The organism is Schaalia sp. HMT-172 (genome assembly GCF_030644365.1).
Classification (GTDB): domain Bacteria; phylum Actinomycetota; class Actinomycetes; order Actinomycetales; family Actinomycetaceae; genus Pauljensenia.
On sequence record NZ_CP130058.1, the window covers coordinates 1,577,845 to 1,598,119 of the forward strand.

13 protein-coding genes are annotated in these 20,275 nt (G+C 65.5%); 1 reads left to right on the forward strand and 12 read right to left on the reverse strand.

Translation table 11 applies throughout. The features are described 5' to 3' along the window. Positions 1-14: 14 nt before the first annotated feature. Positions 15-2,162 carry an ATP-dependent DNA helicase RecG gene (locus tag QU663_RS06615; RefSeq protein WP_021611117.1) on the reverse strand — a complete coding sequence of 716 codons (2,148 nt, stop codon included), beginning with the start codon at positions 2,160-2,162 and terminating at the stop codon, positions 15-17. Next, complete coding sequence (locus QU663_RS06620) at positions 2,150-3,763, reverse strand: DAK2 domain-containing protein (protein ID WP_021611118.1); 1,614 nt, start codon at positions 3,761-3,763, stop codon at positions 2,150-2,152. The genes QU663_RS06615 and QU663_RS06620 overlap by 13 nt, the downstream gene beginning before the upstream one ends. A 204-nt stretch (positions 3,764-3,967) precedes the next feature. Between QU663_RS06620 and rpmB the strand changes: the two genes are divergently transcribed. Next, positions 3,968-4,159, forward strand: a complete 192-nt coding sequence (rpmB, locus tag QU663_RS06625) for a 50S ribosomal protein L28 (protein WP_003792657.1) — start codon at positions 3,968-3,970, stop codon at positions 4,157-4,159. Between the two features lie 1,424 nt (positions 4,160-5,583). Here rpmB and QU663_RS06630 read toward each other — a convergent pair. The 10 genes from QU663_RS06630 to QU663_RS06675 all read right to left on the reverse strand — a co-directional run bounded on the left by QU663_RS06630 (position 5,584) and on the right by QU663_RS06675 (position 20,214). Next, on the reverse strand, positions 5,584-6,753 hold the full coding sequence (locus QU663_RS06630; protein WP_156912147.1) for a hypothetical protein: 1,170 nt from the start codon (positions 6,751-6,753) through the stop codon (positions 5,584-5,586). A gap of 302 nt (positions 6,754-7,055) precedes the next feature. After that, positions 7,056-10,631 carry a bifunctional proline dehydrogenase/L-glutamate gamma-semialdehyde dehydrogenase gene (locus QU663_RS06635; RefSeq protein ID WP_021612555.1) on the reverse strand — a complete coding sequence of 1,192 codons (3,576 nt, stop codon included), beginning with the start codon at positions 10,629-10,631 and terminating at the stop codon, positions 7,056-7,058. A gap of 293 nt (positions 10,632-10,924) precedes the next feature. Next, entirely contained in the window at positions 10,925-11,569 is a 645-nt protein-coding gene (locus tag QU663_RS06640; RefSeq protein ID WP_021612556.1) for a TetR/AcrR family transcriptional regulator, read from the reverse strand. A gap of 136 nt (positions 11,570-11,705) precedes the next feature. Then, on the reverse strand, positions 11,706-12,842 hold the full coding sequence (locus QU663_RS06645; protein WP_232210950.1) for a hypothetical protein: 1,137 nt from the start codon (positions 12,840-12,842) through the stop codon (positions 11,706-11,708). Positions 12,843-13,228: 386 nt separating this feature from the next. After that, positions 13,229-14,362 carry a hypothetical protein gene (locus QU663_RS06650; RefSeq protein ID WP_034482046.1) on the reverse strand — a complete coding sequence of 378 codons (1,134 nt, stop codon included), beginning with the start codon at positions 14,360-14,362 and terminating at the stop codon, positions 13,229-13,231. Between the two features lie 197 nt (positions 14,363-14,559). Next, positions 14,560-15,588 (reverse strand): hypothetical protein, encoded by a 1,029-nt coding sequence (locus QU663_RS06655; RefSeq protein ID WP_304990703.1) that lies wholly within the window; start codon positions 15,586-15,588, stop codon positions 14,560-14,562. Positions 15,589-16,003: 415 nt separating this feature from the next. Further along, on the reverse strand, positions 16,004-17,197 hold the full coding sequence (locus QU663_RS06660) for a hypothetical protein (protein WP_304990528.1): 1,194 nt from the start codon (positions 17,195-17,197) through the stop codon (positions 16,004-16,006). A gap of 188 nt (positions 17,198-17,385) precedes the next feature. Beyond that, positions 17,386-18,630 carry a hypothetical protein gene (locus QU663_RS06665; RefSeq protein ID WP_156912151.1) on the reverse strand — a complete coding sequence of 415 codons (1,245 nt, stop codon included), beginning with the start codon at positions 18,628-18,630 and terminating at the stop codon, positions 17,386-17,388. A gap of 172 nt (positions 18,631-18,802) precedes the next feature. Next, positions 18,803-19,903, reverse strand: coding sequence for a hypothetical protein (locus QU663_RS06670; protein WP_021612603.1), 1,101 nt, complete (start codon positions 19,901-19,903; stop codon positions 18,803-18,805). A 119-nt stretch (positions 19,904-20,022) separates the two neighbouring features. Then, positions 20,023-20,214, reverse strand: a complete 192-nt coding sequence (locus tag QU663_RS06675) for a hypothetical protein (RefSeq protein WP_009056712.1) — start codon at positions 20,212-20,214, stop codon at positions 20,023-20,025. Positions 20,215-20,275 lie beyond the last annotated feature (61 nt).

The window sequence follows — 20,275 nt, forward strand, 5'->3', positions numbered from 1 at the left end:
CCCTACCGGGAGCGCTAGGAGCGCTGCATCCATTCGAGTTGCCTATCCGAGGCGGCCCGCAGGGCGCGGGCGAGGTCGGGGTAGGCCGACAGGGTCGGATCCTGGGCGAGCAGGGCCTCCGCCTCGCTCTTACAGGCCCGGATCAGGGCCTCATCGCGGCGCACCGACAGGAAACGCAGGTGCGTGGCGGTGCCGGACTGACCGGCCCCCAGCACGTCGCCCTCCTTGCGCAGGCGCAGGTCGGCTTCGGCGAGCTCGAATCCGTCCGCCGTCGTCGCGAAAGCCTGGAGCCTGGCCATGCCCGAGTCCGTCAGCTCGTGGCGATGCATGGCGATGCACAGGGAAGGCCGGTCGGAGCGCCCGACACGCCCGCGCAGCTGGTGAAGCTGGGCGAGCCCGAATTGTTGAGCGTCGAGGATCACCATGAGGGTCGCCTCGGGCACGTCGACGCCGACCTCGATGACGGTCGTGGCGACCAGCAGCGGGGCCCGTCCGGCGGAAAAGTCCTCCATGATCTGGGCTTTGAGCGCCGTCTGGGTACGGCCCGTCAGCTCGTGGATGGCGAGGCCCGCGAGCGCGGGGTGGGAACGCAGGTAGGCGGCGACTTCTTCGACGGAGGCGAGGGGGCGCGTGTCCTCTTCCTCGGCGTCGGCGACGGTGTCGGAGGCGTCGATGCGCGGGCAGACGACGTAGACGCGGTGCCCCGCGGCGATCTCTTCGGCGGCGCGCGTCCAGGTGCGTTCAACCCAGGCGGTGTTGGCCGCGTCGGCGAGGAAGGTGGCCACGGGCGCGCGTCCCTTGGGCATGCCGGTCATGCGGGTCTCGTCGAGGTCGCCGAAGACCGTCATCGCGATCGTGCGCGGGATGGGGGTTGCCGTCATGACGAGCTCGTGGACGCCCCGCCCGTCCTGGCGGGCATCGCGCAGGGCGGCGCGTTGTTCGACGCCGAAGCGGTGCTGCTCGTCGACGATGACCAGCGCGAGGTCTGCGAAACGCACGCTGTCTTGGAACAGGGCGTGCGTGCCCACGACGATGAGGGGCGTGTTGGAGGTCATCGCCGCGGCGATTTCGCGGCGCACCGTCGGCGTCGTCGAGCCCGTCAGCAGTCGCACGTCGGGGGTGTCGTCCCCCAGGGGGACGAGGAGGTTTCGCAGAGATGCGGCGTGCTGCTCGGCCAGGACTTCCGTGGGAGCGACCAGGGCTCCCTGATGCCCGGCGGCGATAACCTGGAGCAGCGCGAGGAGCGCGACGACGGTTTTGCCCGAACCAACGTCCCCCTGCAGGAGCCGCTGCATCGGTACTTGTCCCGCCAGGTCGGCGCCGATCTGGGCCACCGCCTCGCTCTGGGAGTGGGTGAGTTCGAAGGGCAGGGTGCGTCGGAAGCGCTCAAGCAGTGGGGCTTCGCGCGGCGAGGCCAGGGCGGGGGTCGAGCGCGCTCCCCGGCGCCTGGCGGCCAGGCCTACCTGGAGGACGAAGGCCTCCGTGAAGGCCAGTGCCCGGCGCGCCCGCTGGTAGTCCTCGTCCGTTTCCGGCTGGTGCAGGCGGCGCAGCGACTGGGCGTAGGAGTCGATGCGCTGGCGCCCTCGCACGTCGGCGGGCACAACGTCGGGAACGTCCGCCTCGTCCAGGTGTTCGAGGACCATACCGACGGCGCGGGCGATGGCCCACGAGGTCAGCTTGCCCGTCGCCGGGTAGATCGGGATGGGGCGGGTCGCGATGCGGACAATGTCCTCCCCGTCGACGCCTTCGAAGGAGGGGTGGGTGAGCTGGAGTTTGCCGCGGTAGGCACCGACCTTGCCGGCGAAGAGGAAGGAGGCTCCCGGGGTGAGGAGGCGTTCGATGGGGGCGAGCTTGAACTGGCTTTTCGCGAAGAAGGTTGCGGACAGGAACTGGACGCCGTCGGTGAGGCTCACCTCCAGGCGCACGCCCGATCCGGAGCGGTTGGCCACCAGGTGGGTGCCCGCGACCTCGGCCAGGATCGTGACATCTTCTCCCTCGCGCAGCGACGACAGCGGGGTGAGCCTGCCCCAGTGGTAGTAGCGGCGCGGGGCGACGAGCAGCAGGTCGCCGACCGTGAAGATACTCGCACCCTCGAGTGCCTTAGCGGTTCTCTTCGGCAGGCGCAAGGACAGCGGGATGTCGAGCGCGCTCACGAGGTGCACCCCGCAACGAGGCTCGGGCCCACCTGTCCGCCGTCCCACGTTTCCAAGTCGATGGAGGAGGAGGCGTCGCGCGTGGACAGGAGCTGGCGCACCGTCGCCACCGTGTACGGGCCGTCGTCCTCGCGGGAGATCAGGAGTCGCCACGCGCGCGCTCCCCCGCGAGCGGCCTCGGCCAGGGCCTCGGCGATGCCCTCAGGGTCTCCGTCACGAGGCAGGGGCGCGCTCGCGCTAGACATCAGGGCGTCGTGCGCCCCATCCCGGAGCATGCGAGCCAGCGTCGGCGCGGCCTCGATCCCGCCCGGCTGCGGCACGAACAGCGGGGCGCAGGCGCGTGCGACGGCGAGAACGTCCAGGTCGTCGCGGCTATCGGCACGCAGGATCGCGGGAACGCCCGGGGCGGGCGCTGGCAGTACCGAGGCGACCGTGCCCACCAGGGCGGCGCTGGCCTCGTCGCAGGGGGCGACGAGCGTGACACCCGTGCGTGAGCCCGCCGCCGACACGATCCCGGCGGCGTCCATCGCGCTGGGGTCGAGGAAGACCACCGCCCCGGCGCGCGCCAAGTCCTCCACGAGGCCCGGGGCCCGCGTGCAGGCGATGACCCGCGCCCGCTCGACCCGTCGCATCGGTCGACGTTGCAGCAGGCGCACTCCTCGATGGGTGAGCCCCTCGTCGGCGAGCTCGTCGATGCCGATCTGCGCATCCGGGCGCGCATCGCTGACCTGGAAGCGCACGACCTGACCCGAGGTGGGGTGCGCGGCCAGCGGCGCGGAGGTGTCCACGTGCAGTCGCCACTCCCCCATGCCAAACAGGTCCACGCGCCCAACGTAGGACAGGCGCGCACCCAGCCCTGTGAGTCGGGCTAGGAGGACGCGCAGGTCCTCCTCGACGCCCTCGACGATGATGTCAACCGTGAAGTCGCGGCCCGGCGGCGGCGAAGCGGGTTCGGGCGCCCGCGAATGACGGCGCGTCAGGTCGGCGAGCATCGCCGTGAAGGACTGGAGGATGCCGGCGTCATCCCGCATGGTGGCGTCAATGCATGCCAGAACCAGCGCGATGAAGGCGCCACCCGGGTCGATCCTGCCCGTCGCCTCGTTTGTCGCGTCCACCAGGCCGATCTGCGCCTGGGAGGAGAAGCGGGAAAAGACGTCCTCCGCCTCGGGCAGCGTGGGCCCCAGCTCCGCAACCTCGCGCACGGCACCCCCCAGCATCTCCGCCAGCGCATCCGACCAATCAATAAAGGAGGAGGACGGCGCAAGGGAGGAGGCGAGCATCCGACGCAGGACCAGGGGCGTCACCTGCGCCGCGTCCCCCAGGGCCCCCGCCCACGCCTCGAACAGGGCGGCCAGGGCAACGCCGCTGTGCCCCACGCCCCTGCGGATCAGGGTCTCCACAGCCGCTTCGAGCGCGACGCGCAGATGCGCGCGCGGCTCCAGGGAATCCATCGCGGCCGCCAGGGCAGCCATCGTGGCTGCCGCGTTCGTGCCCGTGTCGCAGTCCGCTCCGTCCCAGCCGTCCAGGTCGTCAAGGAAGGGCGCGAGCCTGGCCGCCTCCTCGGCCCCCGCTCGGCACGCCGCGATAATCACCGATGCATTCAGTTCCATGACTCCCCTTTCCGGCACCCTCAATTGTCCCCACGGCGCCCGCTGTGTGCGACCTGACACGACCGATATGCCGTGCGACTTGTTGAAAGTGCGCATCATCCGCTATTCTGTCATGGTTGCCTTCGGTTCAAGCACCGAAGGATGCGTTTCCCGCGACCGCGGGGAGCCAAAGACTGAACTGGAAGACATACCGAGGAGAACATCGTGGCTGCCGTTTGTGACGTGTGCGGTAAGGGACCCGGCTTCGGCAAGAGCGTGTCGCACTCGCACGTTCGCACCAACCGCCGGTGGAATCCGAACATCCAGCGCGTTCGCGCCCTGGTCAATGGGACGCCCAAGCGCCTGAACGTGTGCACCAAGTGCCTGAAGTCCGACAAGGTCGCCCGCGCGATCTGAATCGAGACAATACACCACAGCTGGTGGGGTGAGGCGTTGCGCCTACCCCACCAGTTTTTGTATGTACGGGCAGCCCCGCTCCCGCGCCGCGAAACTGGGATTGAAGGACAAAACGTGTTGGTTATGTAGCGGCTTTTCGGTGTGCTGGCGCGGGAAAGTCAGTGTTCAAGGGAATTGTTTCATCGGGGGTCATGAATACCCCCACGCGCCCGATGCGCGGGCGGACGCGCAGCCAGGTGTGGACATTGAGCGTCAGGGGGCAGTTCGCCAGCGCCGACGGCGCCCGCCATGCCATGCCTCCGGTACGCCACCGACTGCTCCATCGGCGGCGCCACCGACTGCGCCACCACCTGTGCCGTCGGCGGCAGCGCATGACTCCCATTGGACGGGCTATCGAAGAATGTCGCATGCAATTCCCCCGACCCTGTGTCGCGCCACGCATTCGCATCGTTGGAATTGCAACGTTTGTAGACACTGTTGAACATTCACCCAATCGAATTGCATGCGCAACTGCTCCGAGCGAGCGCCAGCAACGCGCACACGGGCCCGACGCCTCGCACGCGGGCCCTCTGATCCGCGCCTGGGCCCGCTCATGCGAGCATGGGGCCACTAATGCGCACGTTAACCCGCTAATGTGAGCGTGGGCAGCGCCGCCCAGACACGGAATAGCGGGTTTACGTGCGATATAGCCGGTTAGCACTCGCAATAGCGGGTTCGCGTGCGAACAACACACCATGTCCGAGACAGTTTTGCCCACAACGCAGACCACCTCGCCCACGACACCCCATTGTCGGCGTTTGTCGCCGAGGTGGTCTGCACTTCGGGCGCCACACCACCCCGAACCGCGACCTCACCACCCCGAACCACGACCTCACCGCCAGCAAACGGGGGGAATTGCACCATTAGAGGCGCGACACGCCGACGACACGCCGAAGGGAGGCTCCTCATGCTGCAAAACCCCCACCATGACCCCCGGCGTCACGCTCCCTCACTGGCGCCATGCTCCCTCACCAGTGCAGGGCAGCCCGGCGGAGCACCGATAAACGCCGGGAGGGCGTCGCCAACGGGGCCTTGCTGCACAGGCGCGGGTAGGACAGGCGCAGATAAACGCCAGAAAGGCATCGCCGACAGAACCGGCGCAGGGGAACGATCGACCAGCTCCGCGACGACGCTTGTTGCCGATGAGGCGAAACACCCCATCGGTGATCATTCAACCCGTTCTGATCGGGCGCAATGCTTCCTCGCGGGTCGAATGCCCCCGACCAGCTACAGTCCTCCCGATCAGGTTGAATCCACCCGATAGGGTTGATCCAGTCTGAGGAGCTGCGGCGCGAGCAGGCTAGCCCGAGGCCCCCTCCCACGACGACGCCTGGGACTAACTCCCAACCAACACGTTCTGTCCTACAGCCCGGCAATCACTCCGGTCAGCACCCGGGAACACTTGTGCTTTCGATGCTCACGTCGAATGTCGGTTTGCCGTCGGCGTCAAGGATGAGCGACGCCGACTCATCGAGCCTCAGCGACGCGACCGCGACTGACGGTACTGACCGGAGCACACTGCCCGACGTATTAGGACGAATCAAAAACGAGAGGTCCGACTTGAACTTGTTTGGTTCATAGTCCACGCTCTCGACACTGACAGGCTCGCTCTGAACTTCCAGGACCGCCAGATTGCGGCTCTGCAGTGGAACCGGACAGCCACGATCAAGATTCCCTGCGGGAGTCACGCACGCGTGAGTCTTCTCCTTGATCGCTGCGAGTGCCGCCTCACGAACGTCCGGGGTGTACTCGGTGTTCACCTCGACATCCATCACATCAGAGTCTGCTGAACGCCCGTCGTTTCCCTTCGCAACAACCGCGACCGAATCAGCCGTGACGTACTTGCTGGACAATTCCGGTTCCAGATTGTAGGTACCGGGGTAGAACGCCAGGAGGGCCCACCGCCCAGTGTTATCGGTCGTCAGCGGAGCAGTAGCTTGCACATTGTCGATGGTCATGCCCTCCACGTTGCGTCCCGTCACGTAGATTCGAGTGATGAGGGGATCGAGAATCTCCCAGTTGTCGAAGAATCCTAGCGTCGACTCCCTCTTCATGACCCGGAAGGTCTGCGAAAAGCTCTCTCCCCTGACGCTCATCGTAGCCCTGACCTGATGCAGAGAGGACGAGGAGTCCTCATCTGTGTCAACGATTTCCTCGACAGTCAAACGGTTGGGCGTGGCCCCGAGAGCCTCATCCGTCAAGAACACGCGTTGCTCACTGGGAATGCCCGGATCGACCATCCGCGAGGCGGCACTGGCCTGCCCACTGGACAGCAGACCGAGATAGCGCCGAACCTGAGCCTCGGGAGTGCGCATTGCTCGGGCAACAACGAGGCCTGCCACGCCCACGCCGATCAGCGCGATCACGACGGTGAAGGCGATGATCATACCGTACGGACGACGCTTGCGGACCGCAGCTGTCGGATAAGCGCCGGGTTCTGGCCCGCCGACTTGTCCGGTGGACACGCGCACGAGGGTTCCGTCCTCTAACAAGCGAACTTGCGCCCTCTGCGCGCCGGTAACGCCATCGTACGACGACGCGCCGGCACTCGACATGTCCGCTCCGAACCGCGCGAGCGGATCTCCGTTGTGGGGGTATCGACTCGTACCCATGTGTCACTCCTGACCTCTTGAGCGGCGGTGCGCCGTGTCGTAACCAACGAGTACTTCCTCGCTACATGGTTACCCAGACAGGGCTAACGTTAAGCACCGGGACCACGAAAGTCAAAACACCAGGTGGCGGAACGGGAATCACCGCTGATCCACCCCACGACCGCGCGAACAGGCCGCGAATGACACCTCGCTGCCCGCCGGGACCTCGTGAACACGGGTCGAGCGGGCAGCGAGGGATACGAGCGCTACAGGAGCCCGGCCGCCAAGTCGAGCGGCGTGCCGAAACGGTGATTCGTCAACGACACCGCCTGCTCGCGCAGGAAGGGCAGCAGCTCGGCGTGCGGGCACGTCGTCACGGCACTGGTGTACAGAGCGATGTCGGGGCTGCCAGCACTCACGCGGCAGGCATGCACCCACCGATCCTGCGCGGACTCCTCGCGCGGACCAAGGACGCGCACGCGCAGCCCCAACCCGCCGGAGGCGGCCAGAGCGGCGAGTCGAGCATCCCACGTCTGTTTGTCGTCGACGCTCACCTCGACGCCCGCGGCCTCGATAGCGACCGCCATCGAGTAGGGCAGCTGATCGGCAACCGACAGGGTGACGGGGCCGCCAGCGAGGATACCCGCCGCCATCACGCGCGCGATATCCGCCAGGGCGCTCCCCCGCTCTGCTCGGACGAGGACTGTGGCCGGGCGGTAGCGCAGGATGTTACGCTCGCACGCCAGGCCCGTGACGTCGCGGTTGACCCCGTAGTCGCTGGCCCAGGCGGCGGCATCGGCCACGATGGCGCGATGCAGCTGCGCCAGGTCCGCCGCTCCCAGGTGCTCGCCCGCCGCGTCGTACAGGGCGAGCACGCGGGTCGACAGACCCATGCTCTCCGGCGCATTGGGTTCTCCCGCGAGCTGATCGTGGGCAGGTTCGATATCGCCCAGGCCCAGTAGGTAGGAGGGACCGCCCGCCTTCGTCGTCGAACCGATCGCGGAGCGTTTCCACCCACCGAAGGGCTGGCGGCGCACGATGGCCCCCGTGATGCCGCGGTTGACGTAGAGATTGCCCGCTTGAATGCCGTCCAGCCATTGAGCTAGCTCGTCGGTATCCAGGGTGTGGAGCCCGGAGGTGAGGCCGTAGTCGACGGAGTTCACCGCCTCGATGGCGTCCTCAAGCGTGTCGACGCGCATGACGCCGAGGACGGGCGCGAAGTACTCGGTGAGATGGAACTCGCTGCCGGGAACGACTCCCGCGCGGATGCCCGGCGTCCACAGGCCGCCTCCCAGGCAGCGGGGCTTGAGCACCCAGTGTTCGCCGGGTCCTAGCGTGGTGAGTCCGCGCAGGGCCTTCTCGTCGTCGGGCACGACCACGGGTCCCACCTGGGAGTCCAGGGCGGAGGGCGCACCGACCCGCAGCGATGCTGCGGCGTCCACGAGCTGGCGCGCGATGCGCGCGGAGTGTCCGGCCGACCCAACGAGGATCAGCAGGGAGGACGCCGAGCACTTCTGGCCGGCGTGGGCGAACGCCGAGGAGACGATGTCGCGCACGGCCAGGTCGGGGTCGGCCGACGGGGTGACGATAATGGCGTTCTTGCCGCTGGTCTCGCCCAGCAGATGCATGTCGGGTTTCCACGACTTGAAGAGGCGCGCCGTCTCGTAGGAGCCGGTCAGCACGACACGGTCAACCCGCTCGTGGGTCACCAGGTGGCGTGACACGTCCCCGTCCTCGAGGGGGGCGAGCGCCACCAGGTCCTTGGGGACTCCGGCCTCGTGGAAGGCCGCGATGAGCTCCGCGGCACAGCGCTTGGCGGGAGGCGCCGGCTTGAGGATGACGGCGCTGCCCGCGGCCAGTGCAGCCGCGACGCCACCGGTGGGGATGGCCACCGGGAAGTTCCAGGGTGAGGCGACGACGGTGACGTCCACGGGGACGAAGCATGCCCCCGCCATGTGTGCCTCGTCGGTAAGCTGCAGCGAGGCATCCGCGTAGTGGTGGCAGAAGTCGATGGCTTCGCTCACCTCGGGGTCGGCCTGGTCGATCGTCTTGCCAGCCTCGGAGCCGGCGACTTCGATGAGCTCGCCTCGGCGCGCGGCGAGGACGTCGCCGACGCGGTGCAGCGCGGCGGCTCGCTCCTCGGGGGCCAGGGCCTGCCAGGCGTGGGCGGCCTTGGCGCTCGCATCGATCAGCGCGTCGATTGCCTCGCGCGTGGCCAGGGCCTGGGCGCCCTGGCGCACGGTCTCCTCCCCTCGCGTCGAGGCCGGGATGGCCTCGGCGATGTCGCGCGCCCACTGGCGGTTGGTGGCCAGGGCGGGGTCGGAGTCAGCCTCCGAGGAGAAAGGCCGACGGGCGCGCTCATCGAGGCTCCCCTGTTCGACCGGGACGCCGCCGTCGCGCTCCGCGAGCCGGTTCTGGGAGCGGTTGGGAACGGGGATGGGCGCGTGCGGATCCACGTCGGACAGGGCGGCGAGGAATCGGTCGCGCTCTCGAGCGAACACGTCCTCGTTGGTGGCGATGTCGAAGACGCCGGACATGAAGTTCTCGGGGGCCGCGTTTTCCTCCAGGCGACGCACGAGGTAGGAGATGGCGACGTCAAACTCGCGGGGGTTGACGACGGGCACGTACAGGAGGAGGGAGCCGACGTCTCGGCGCACGACCTCCTGAATGCCGGTCGCCATGCCGGAAAGCATCTCGAACTCGACGCTGTCCTCGACGCCGCGCGCCGCGCGCAGCTCGTAGACGAAGGCGATGTCGAAGATGTTTTGTCCGGCCACGCCCAGGCGGATCGCGCGGGTGCGCTCGGGGGTCATCGCCCAGTTGAGCATGCGCTTGTAGTTGGTGTCGGTGGCCTGTTTGGAGGGCCAGGTGGTGAGCTCCCAGCCGTGGATCTCGGCATCCACCCTCTCCATGGACAGGTTCGCGCCCTTGACGATGCGGACCTTGATGCGCGAGCCGCCGGCATCGACGCGCGCGGACGCCCACTCCTGGAGACGTTGAAGGGCACCGAGGGAGTCGGGCAGGTAGGCCTGGAGGACGATGCCGGCCTCGTAGCCGCGCATGTCCGGCTGGTCGAGGATGGCGGTGAACACGGCGATCGTGAGATCCAGGTCCTTGTAATCCTCCATGTCGAGGTTCAGGAAGGTCCCGTTGTCGCGTGCGAGTCGGTAGAGGGGCGCCAGGGCGCGCACGCCATGGGCGACGACCTCGTCGAAGCCCCAGGGGTTGTGCGGGCCGGTGACCGCAGAGACCTTGATGGAGACGTAGTCGACGTCCTCGCGCGTGACGAGGCGGGAGACCTCGGCGAGGCGGTGGGCGGCTTCCTTCTCTCCGAGGACGGCCTCGCCCAGGAGGTTGACGTTGAGGCGGTGTCCGCCTGCGCGCAGGCGGGCGAGCGCCGGGCCGAGGCCCTTGTCCGTCGCGTCGACGACCAGGTCACCGACGATCTCGCGGAAGACTCGGCGCGCGATGGCCGTCACGCTGCGCGGCGCCAGGCGCGACGCGCTCGATCCGAGGCCCATGGCGGCGGCGAGCGCCGGGGGCAGGAAGTCCTTGCGTCCCCGTGCCAGTTTCTGGAGGGCCGCGCTGGCCACGTCGAGGTCCACGGGACGCACGACGTCGTCGACGAAACGGGTGGTGAACGTCAGGCCGTCCGGGTCGGCGAGGATCCGGGAGAGCAGCTTCGCGGATTGAGGTGTAGGTTCGTGGGCCGACTCGTCTGCCCAGCGGCGCGCTCGGGTGACGGCCCTCTCCCCCAGTTTCCACAGGTCATCGGGGCACTGGCGTCCCTTGGCGCCGTGCGTGCTGGGTCGGGGTGGGGTGGGAACGGCGGCGTTCGTCATGCGTGGCCCTCCAGGCTCGGGTGAGTGTCGGATACTCCGCATCACGTGCGCCTCGATCATTGACCGCGCGTCCTCGCTCTGCGGCGTGCCAGGCTTCCGACGGTGTAAAGCATGCTGGTTTGTCTATCCTAACGCGCCTGAGGGTTCTTAGTGGCGCCGTGGGCGCGTTCGTCGCGCCACGGAAGCACGGGACCTAAGCCCCGCGCCCAACACAAGCCATTGTGACATTGGACATAGACAACTGTGATTGCCGTTCTCATGCCTTCTTCGAGCGTGAGGAGGCAACGCTGCGATCAAGAACGAATAAGCCACCGATCCTTGATATCCGAGACGACGCCCGCTGTCACCGCTCGCATGTCGACATCGCGCCCACCATCGGCACGCGAGCACAGCCACTGGACCTGCAAGCCATCGGACAGCGCGACGAGTTTGCGGGCAATCTGTTCGCTCGGCGCGTCGGGATGGACCTCGCCGGCGGCCTTTCCGCGCTCGAGGGTGTCCACCAGGTATTCGATCGTGGCCATCAAATGCTGACGGAACCAGGGGTAGGCCTGATGACTCGCATCGATGACCGCCGCGGACATCGCGGTGTACAGGGCGACGCCATCGGGATGACGTTGATTATGCGCCACCATCTCCACCCACGCGTCGAGCGCCGCCTCTGTCCCCTTGTCCCCGTCGGGCAGGCGGCTCATCGTGCGCCGATCGCGCTCGTCCAGGACGGCGGCCAACAGCTGGTCCTTCGACGAATAATGATGGAGCAACCCCGCCTTGGAAATATCCGACGCCCGCGCAATATCCGCCAGGGAGGTCGCCACGTAGCCGCGGGTCGAGAAGAGAGTCAGCGCCTCGGCGAGGATGCGCGCCTTCTTGTCCTCAGAACCGGCCTTGGGGCGTCCGGGCCGGCGCGTCGTCGTTACCTGTGCGTCGTTGCTCATGCAGGCTGCTCCACTCTCGCTGTGACAGAGTTACCAACAACCCATCATAGCGTCCCACGCGCCGTGTGCCACCCAATTGGCAAACAACTCTCAACACAAGAAGCGGCGCGGAGCCCTCGCCCCGCGCCGCCCCTTGTCAGAACCCGAATTTCACGTCGAAGACCGGCTTGCCCGCCGAGTCGAGCTGGATTTTCCCGTCGGAGTCCAGCTTGACGGTGACCCTCACCGTCGCTTCCTCGTCGTGAGGAGACTTGTCGAAACCAGAGTCGCTCTGAATGCTGAAGACTGCCTCGCCAGTGTAGGTATCGCTCCCAGGGCCATCCTGCTTCACAGAGGTCGGCGCCGACTTCAGCTCCAGCACCGATAGGTGTTTGGATTGAACGGCGTAGGGGCAAGCCTTGTTGATATTGCCGGGGATCGTCACGCAGGAGTTCGTCAGATCAACGGCGGCGTTGAGAGCCTCCTGGGCGAGCTTGTCGTTATACCGTCCAGTCAACTCCACGGTAGCGCTCGAGGAATTCGTCAGGAAGTCGCTCGCCCCCGCCTTGACGGGCTGCTTGACTGGATCAGCGCTGACGTACTCACCCGTATCGACCGGGGTGAAGGTGTAGACCCCCGGGTAGAACACGAAGGAGGTGCCCGAGGAGTACTTGTTGCCATCGAGAGAAGACGTGACGTCGCCGACGGAGAAACGGTTGACCTTCTCGCCGGTGACGAGCACGCGCGTCACGAGCGCGTCCTCGATCTTCCAGTTCTTCAGGAAGCCCATCGTGGGCTTGGCTGAGGACACACGGAAGGAGTGGGTAAAGCGGTCGCCATCGAGCTGCATCGTGGCGGTGACGATGCGAATGTTCCCGCTGGTCGAGTCGGCAACCACGTCCTCGACCACCAGGCGCGCGCTCGCCGAGGCCATGACGTCGTCGGAGAGGAAGCCACGCTGGTCATTGGGCAGGCCGGGGTCGACCATCGCTGTCGCCGCGCTGGCCTTGCCGTCGGCCAGGAGGTCCAGGTACTGGCGCACCTGGGCCTCGGGCGTACGCGTCCAGTTGGCGAACATGAGGCTCACGGCACCCACGAGTCCAAGGACCATGATCGCAACCAGGACGATGGCGGTGCGCTTGACGCGGCGCTTGCTCGTAGTCGACATGGGGGTAAAGGAGAGGGAGCCCTGCACCTGCGGCGTGGGAACGCCAGCAAACTGATCTGCGGGGACAACCTGCGCGGGCGCCTGCTGCGCCGCAGGTGGCGCAGGGACGGCGTGGGCTTCGGACACAGCCGGAGCTCCTGCCTCCTCAGGAGCGGGAGGAGGCGTCAGACCGTGGCTATTATCCTCGCTGCTCTGTTTCATCGTTGTTCCTCTCTGCCCCGCGTCCGTCATGCGCCCGGAAGCGGACGTCATGGAGTGCCTGGTGGATACAAAAACCGAGCAATTTTCTCACACGCCATAACCTGATTCAACACGCATGCGATACAGGACCGCGCGGCGTGGTTTTCTTCAAGGGGGACACGCATCGCGCGCAGCTCAGAGGCATCCTGTCCGGATCAGACAAGTAGCGGCGCGAGGCATGAGCCCCGCGCCGCTTGTCGCTATCACAGTGACCGCGAGGGTCTCCTGCGCTACGCGCGTGAAAGACGTCCGTGTCGAAGGCGGCGCCGGCCTTAGCGGGATGCGCCCACCCAGAAGTCCGGTGTGCCCTCCGGTGTGAGCTTGAGAGTCCCATCGTTGGCGAATTGGACGTTGACAACCACCGCGGCGTCGACGTCGCGCGTGCCCGGCATGTAGGACTTGTCGGAGTATGTCACCGCGAAAGTGACCTGACCCTGGAAGACCCCCGGGTCCAGGTCCATCGGTTCGAGCGTTGTGGGCATCGTCTTGATGGAGATCGCGCTCACCGCGTCGCTATTGAGGGCGGAGGGGCACTCAGAATTCTGGTTGCCCGGGATGGATGCGCAGGAGTTCAGGAATTCCTTCGCGGACTCGAGCGCCGCTTCCTTCAGTTTGTCGCTGTAGGTTGCTTCCAGGGACACGTCGGCGGCGTCAGCATCGTTGGCGGTTCCACCGTGGACGCCGTCAAGGACGGCAACGGTCTTGGTGTTGACATTCACGTATTCGCTCGGGGCGACGGGCGTGAACGTGTAGACGCCGGGGTAGAAGAAGTACGTGGCCGGCTTACCGGAGACAAGCTTGCGTGGAGCGTCGGCGCTCACCTCTCCGACGGTGAACTGGGTGTATCCCTGCGCGTCGACGCTGACCTGCGCAGCCAGGGAGTTCTTCACCGTCCAGTTATTGAGAACGCCCATCGTCGGCTTGTCCTTGGTCACGGTAAAGGCATGGGTGAAGCGTTCGCCGTTCACCTGCACGGTGGCCGACACCTGACGGGTCTGGGAGTCCTCGTTCGCATCGGCGACCACGTCTTCGACGACCAGCAGCGACGTCGCCGAGGCCATGGCGTCGTCGGTCAGGAAGCGACGCTGGTCGTTCGGCACGCCAGGATCAACCATGGCCGTCGCCGCACTGGCCTGACCGGAGGCCAGCAGATCCAGGTACTTGCGCACCTCGGCCTCGGGCGTGCGTGAACTGTTGGCAACCTTGAGCGCCACCACGCCGGCGATCACCAGCACCGCGAGGACACCAACGAGGATGCCGATCCGGATCGCCCGCTTCTTGCCCCGGCCAGATGGAGGCGTCGACGCCACGCCTCCCCCGGCGGACGTCGACGGAGCCGGAATCGCGGGGGTTGCGGGGTGTTCCGGTATCGGTGCCGTGTTCGCTTGATTCTTCTCAGTGCCCATCGTGTGCTCCTCACAACGTTGACAATCCTCAGCCGGACGGCGGCACACGCTGTGCGCGACGTCATCCAGCCACTCAACCGCGCCCAGTATTACGCCACGCATGCAACGAGTCAAAGAAGGATCACAGTGCGGATAAGCGGTGCCCGTCCGCTTCACGCGAACGGGCACCAGGTGTATAGGGACGGCAGAAGCGGACGTTAGTAGGCGAAGGACACCTTAAAGTCCGGCTTGCCGTCGGCGGTCACCTTCAGCACTCCGTCATCGTCGAAACGCGCGTCGACCTTCACTGTCAGGCCGACGTCCCTCGTTCCGGCGAACAGCGTTCCCTCTGTCGTGACCGTGTAGGTCACGCTCCCAGAAAATGACGTTGGATCGAAGCTGTAGGAATCGAGAGATGTCGGCTTTTCCTTGATGGAAATAGCGGTGACGCTCTGTCCCTGAATCAGGGATGAGCAGTCGTCGCCCTGGTTGCCCGGGTATGTCCCACACGATTCAACGAGCGCCTGAGCTGCTTCGAGAGCAGCGGCTTCCAGCTTGTCGTTGTAGGTTGCCTTGAAGGTGACGTCGCTGCTGCCATCGCTATTTCGAGTGTGCACCTCATCGAGCACGGAGACGGGCACGGGAGTCGCGTCCACGTACTCGTTGGGCACGACGGGCGTGAAATTGTATGCGCCCGGATAGAAGAGGAAGGAACGCCCTTCCATGAAGAAGCTTGCCTTGTCGATAGAGGCCTTCGTCTCACCGACGGAGAACTGATCGATCCCGTCACCGTCCACGGTCACGGGCACCGCCAGCGAGTCCCTAATCTTCCAGTTATCGAGCACCCCCATCGTTGCCTCATCCGAGGTGACACGGAAGGCGTGGGTGAAGCGTTCCCCGTTGACCTGCATGGTGGCGGTCACCGTGCGCGTATCAGAACTGTCATTCTTATCGGCGACCACGTCCTCGACGACCAGCAGCGACGTCGCCGAGGCCATCACGTCGTCGGTCAGGAAGCTACGCTGATCGTTATCCACGCCGGGATCAACCATCGCCGTCGCCGCACTGGCCTGACCGGAAGCCAGCAGATCCAGATACTTGCGCACCTCGGCCTCGGGCGTGCGCGAACTATTCATCACCTTGATAGCAACGACGCCGGCGATCACCAGCACCACGAGAACACCAACCAGCGCTCCGATCACCTTCACGCGCTTACGCGCGCCAGGCGAGACCGGCGTGAAGGACACCCCCGCGGCGGGAACCCCACCGGGCCCCGGAACAGGCGCAGCACCGGGCCCCGGAACAGGCGCGGCACCGGGCCCGGGAATGGGGGCAGCACCGGGCCCCGGAACAGGCGCGGCACCGGGCCCCGGAATGGGGGCGGCGCCAGAAGTTGGGTCTGCCCCAGCCGGGGACGGTGCAGGTATCTCGCTGCCGGTAGTTTCGTTATTGTCAGTACTCACGACTCGCTCCTCACGATGCGCTGATGGTCCGGAGCCAGCATTGGGCGACAAACACACCAATACCAACCACCGGTCAAAAAGACGTGCCCATGATCACACGCCACCAGCCGAGAGTCAAAGCCGTGTCACACTACGGATACGACGCGCTCCCCGACCGCCAAGCGATCGAGGAGCGCGACAGGTCGCTTGCCGGGGGACCTTAGCGGGTGAAACTCACTTCGAAGTCGGGCTTACCGTCCTTGTCCAGCTTGAGTACTTGGTTGTCATCCAGCTGCGCGCGAATCTCCACCTTGGCCTCCACGTCTTGCGTGCCTGCCATGTAGTACTTGTTGTTGTACGTCGCCGTGAAGACGACAGTCGCCCGAAAGACCGTCGGCTGCTCCTCGGACACCGGCGCCAGCGCCTTCGGCATTGAGCCACCCGTTACCGCGGTGACGGCATCGCTCTGGATCGCAAATGGGCACCAAGAATTCTGGTTGCCCGGAATGGTCGAGCAGGTGTCAATGGCCCATTGCCCCGCCTCGATCGCGGCCGCCGTCAGCTTGGTGTTGTAGGTGGCCTTGAGAGTCACGACGTTGTCTCTGCCACCCAACCCATCATCGAGGACAGAAACCGTCTCGGGGTTGGAGTCTGCATACTCGCTCGCCGCGATGGGCGTGAACGTGTAGACGCCGGGGTAGAAGAGGTAGTCGTTCTCCTGTTCGTTACGGCCCACCGCGGACGCATCGGCATTCACGCCGCCGACGCTGAACTGGGCGTATCCCTCGACATCAACGCTGACCCGAGCGACCAGAGAATCCTTGACTGTCCAGTTATTCAGAACGCCCATCGTCGACGCCCCCTTCGTCACGGTGAACTCGTGGGTGAAGCGTTCCCCGTTGACCTGCATGGTGGCGGTCACCATGCGCGTATCAGAACTGTCATTCTTATCGGCGACCACGTCCTCGACGACCAGCAGCGACGTCGCCGAGGCCATCACGTCGTCGGTCAGGAAGCTACGCTGATCGTTTCTCACGCCGGGATCAACCATCGCCGTCGCCGCACTGGCCTGACCGGAAGCCAGCAGATCCAGATACTTGCGCACCTCGGCCTCGGGCGTGCGCGAACTATTCATCACCTTGATAGCAACGACGCCGGCGATCACCAGCACCACGAGAACACCAACCAGCGCTCCGATCACCTTCACGCGCTTACGCGCGCCAGGCGAGACCGGCGTGAAGGACACCCCCGCGGCGGGAACCCCACCGGGCCCCGGAACAGGCGCAGCACCGGGCCCCGGAACAGGCGCGGCACCGGGCCCCGGAATGGGGGCGGCGCCAGAAGTTGGGTCTGCCCCAGCCGGGGACGGTGCAGGTATCTCGCTGCCGGTAGTTTCGTTATTGTCAGTACTCACGACTCGCTCCTCACGATGCGCTGATGGTCCGGAGCCAGCATTGGGCGACAAACACACCAATACCAACCACCGGTCAAAAAGACGTGCCCATGATCACACGCCAGCAGCCGAGAGTCAAAGCCGTGTCACACTACGGATACGACACGCTCCCCGACCGCCAAGCGATCGAGGAGCGAGGATTGTCATACTTATTCGACTTCGTACCTCAGCCAGAACTGAGGCTTACCAGCAGAATCGACCACGATCTTTCCGTTTTCGTCAAACTTCAGCGTCGCGTACACAGTTGACTTCAGGGTGTAGATCGGAGTCCCGGCCCCCTGCTGCACCTTAAAGAAGGCATAGTCGTGGAACTCCGAGGTCGAGTCCGCCCACTCTTTCGCCTCGGTCGGCATCTGCTTGACCTCGAGGACGGTCAGATCTGTCCTCTGTAGCCCAAAGGGACACACCGTATCGAGATTCCCCGGAGGCGTGGCGCACGACGTGGTCTGCGCGACCATCGCCTCGACCGCAGCTGCAAGCAACGAATCACTGTATGATGTATCGACTGTCACATAGCGAAGCGGGTCGGCACCGTACTTGTACTCGTCTCTCGCGGCCTTGAAGATGACCGGGTCGGCTTCGATATAATCCCCCGGGTCGGCGGCACTCACCGTGTAGACCCCTGGATACAGCATGTAGATCGGGGACGTGTATGGAAAATAATTGTCATCACTGACCGGCGCCGTCACGCCGCCGATGCTAAACGTCGACACATCCTTAATCCTGACGGCGATGGGAACGACTAGGGCGTCTTGGATCGTCCAGTTCTTGATGATTCCCAGTGTCGGTTTACTCTCTTGGACTTCAAAGGGGAATGTAAAATGGACATCGCCGACCGTCACTGTGGCATCCACGGTGTGTTTCTTCGATGCGCTGCCTTCATCCCTGTCGACGACATCTTCGACCTGCAGCAGCGAGGTTGCCGAGGCCATGACCTCGTCCGTCAAAAAGACGCGTTCATCGTTGTCCACACCTGGATCAACCATCGCTGTGGCAGCGCTGGCGTTCCCTTGTGCGAGGTAGTCCAGGTAACGGCGCACCTGCGCTTCGGGTGTACGCATTGAGTTCGCAAGGGCGAAGCTGCCAACGGCTACCACCACGAGTGCAACGAGGAACAGGCTAGCGAAAAAGATGGGGTTGGCGCGCTTGCGCGGACGCTGCGAGACCGCAGTGACTAAGGGCTGAACTCCGCCAGCCATCGCCGGTGCCATCGCAATCGGCTCACCCATCGGAAACTGGCCCTGTCCAGGGCTGTATGCACAAGCCGACAGCGGGGCGGACATGCCTGGCACACTCGATGACAACGTCGGCGGATCGGGGACGGGATCGCCATCCATGCCACTAGCTATCGGACGGATCGCGCTCCCGGTCACATCATCACTAGCAGCATTCATTGCTCGCTCCTCACGGCGTCCGTCGGTGATGTCTCGGGTAATCCACCAGAGACTTCCTCGACAACTGGTTACCACGACACCACGAATGCTATCACCAGCGAAATGTCCCCGTCAAACACCTCCGACGCAGACGAATCCCCCGCATCAACGCGCCACACGAGGACGTATCTCGTTAGAACCAGGGCACGCTGAGACTGACAGAGAAAACGGGTTTGCCGTCAAGAGTGACCACGGGGATCCCTCCCTCCGTGGTGGCAACCGTCGCGGTGGGACGCACAGTGAGGTCGTGGGGGCTACGATCAGGGAACCAACCGCCCGTGTCCTGGTAGCGGATAGCTCCGTCCTCGCCAGTGTAGGAGCCATCCTCGGTCGCGCTCACCAGCGCAGATGGGAGTTTCGAGACCTCAAGGACACTCAGACTCGACGAATGTAGAGCGGAGGGACACGAGTCGGCCATATTCGTTCCCTGCGTCGCGCACGCCTGCACCGCATCTTGCATCGCCTGGAGCGCTTCCGTTTTCAGCTCGGCGCTCAGCGCTCCCTGGAGAGTGAGGGCTGTCGTCTCGTATGGACTGTCATGGCTCCCATCCTCGATCACCGCCTGTTGGGAAGGAGCGGTCACGTACGCTCCAACGCCTTCTGGTTCGACCGTGTAAACGCCGGGGAAAAACAGGAAGTCCCGTTTCTTGGATGCGGAGGGATCAAGGTCCGCGACGACGCCGCCGACACTGAACTGGGGCACGCGAGAGCCCGACACGGGCAGCGTGACGAACAGGCCATCTCGCAGCGTCCAGGCCGACACGGCCCCGTTGCCTTTCGCGCGCTCAACGGTGAAGACGTGCGTGAAGCGATCGCCGTCGAGTCGCATCGTTGCGGTAACTGTCGAGGAGTCGACACGCTTGCCGCCGTTATCTTCGGCTTCAACGGATTCGATGATCAGGCGCGACGAGGCCGAGGCCATGACGTCGTTGGTCAGGAAGAGACGCTGGTCGTTGGGCACGCCAGGATCGACCATCGACAGCGCCCCCTCGGCGTCCCCTTGCGCAAGGTAGGTCAGATACCGTCGCACCTCCCCATCGGGCGTTCCCTCTTTTTTCGCGATCCATCCGAGCGCCCCCATGCAACCGACGACGATCGCAACCAAAACAAGAACCGTGAGGGCGTCCTTTCGCGTCCACGCGCGTCTCTTTCGCCACTGCGGCCTGCACGTCGACATGCGCGGGCGCGCATTGCCTGGCACCCCGTACTGCGGACCGGGCATCTGCACCCTCATCGCTCACACCCTTACATGCTCGGTAACTACACGGTGGTGTCAGCCTACGTCATGACGCGAGGGTTGGGCAACGACACGCGCACGCGTCGGCGTCGCGCTGTTTGGGTAAGGGCGCCCTGTTACTTCGTGGAGGCCTCGTCCTCACCCACGACCGGCAGCGCCTTCGTCGGAGGCACCGCCGCGTCTCCGCGCAAGGCCGGAAGCGACAGGCCTGCGGTGGCGGGGATCTCCTCCGAGGACTCGGCGAGCTTACGCGCGAGGCGCGACATGGGACGGGACGAGGCCTGGGCCCTCTCGGTCGACGCGGTCATCCTGATGCACTCCAATCGTTGGTCGTCACGCCGCTTGGCCTCCCCGCCTACCGACGAGGAC

What these genes read in the sequence shown, in the direction of transcription:
- QU663_RS06620 (WP_021611118.1), bottom strand. Translation starts at nt 3,763, where the DNA reads ATGGAACTGAATGCATCGGTGATTATCGCGGCGTGCCGAGCGGGGGCC.
- QU663_RS06630 (WP_156912147.1), bottom strand. Translation starts at nt 6,753, where the DNA reads ATGTCGAGTGCCGGCGCGTCGTCGTACGATGGCGTTACCGGCGCGCAG.
- QU663_RS06635 (WP_021612555.1), bottom strand. Translation starts at nt 10,631, where the DNA reads ATGACGAACGCCGCCGTTCCCACCCCACCCCGACCCAGCACGCACGGC.
- QU663_RS06640 (WP_021612556.1), bottom strand. Translation starts at nt 11,569, where the DNA reads ATGAGCAACGACGCACAGGTAACGACGACGCGCCGGCCCGGACGCCCC.
- QU663_RS06650 (WP_034482046.1), bottom strand. Translation starts at nt 14,362, where the DNA reads ATGGGCACTGAGAAGAATCAAGCGAACACGGCACCGATACCGGAACAC.
- QU663_RS06665 (WP_156912151.1), bottom strand. Translation starts at nt 18,630, where the DNA reads ATGAATGCTGCTAGTGATGATGTGACCGGGAGCGCGATCCGTCCGATA.
- QU663_RS06670 (WP_021612603.1), bottom strand. Translation starts at nt 19,903, where the DNA reads ATGAGGGTGCAGATGCCCGGTCCGCAGTACGGGGTGCCAGGCAATGCG.
- QU663_RS06675 (WP_009056712.1), bottom strand. Translation starts at nt 20,214, where the DNA reads ATGACCGCGTCGACCGAGAGGGCCCAGGCCTCGTCCCGTCCCATGTCG.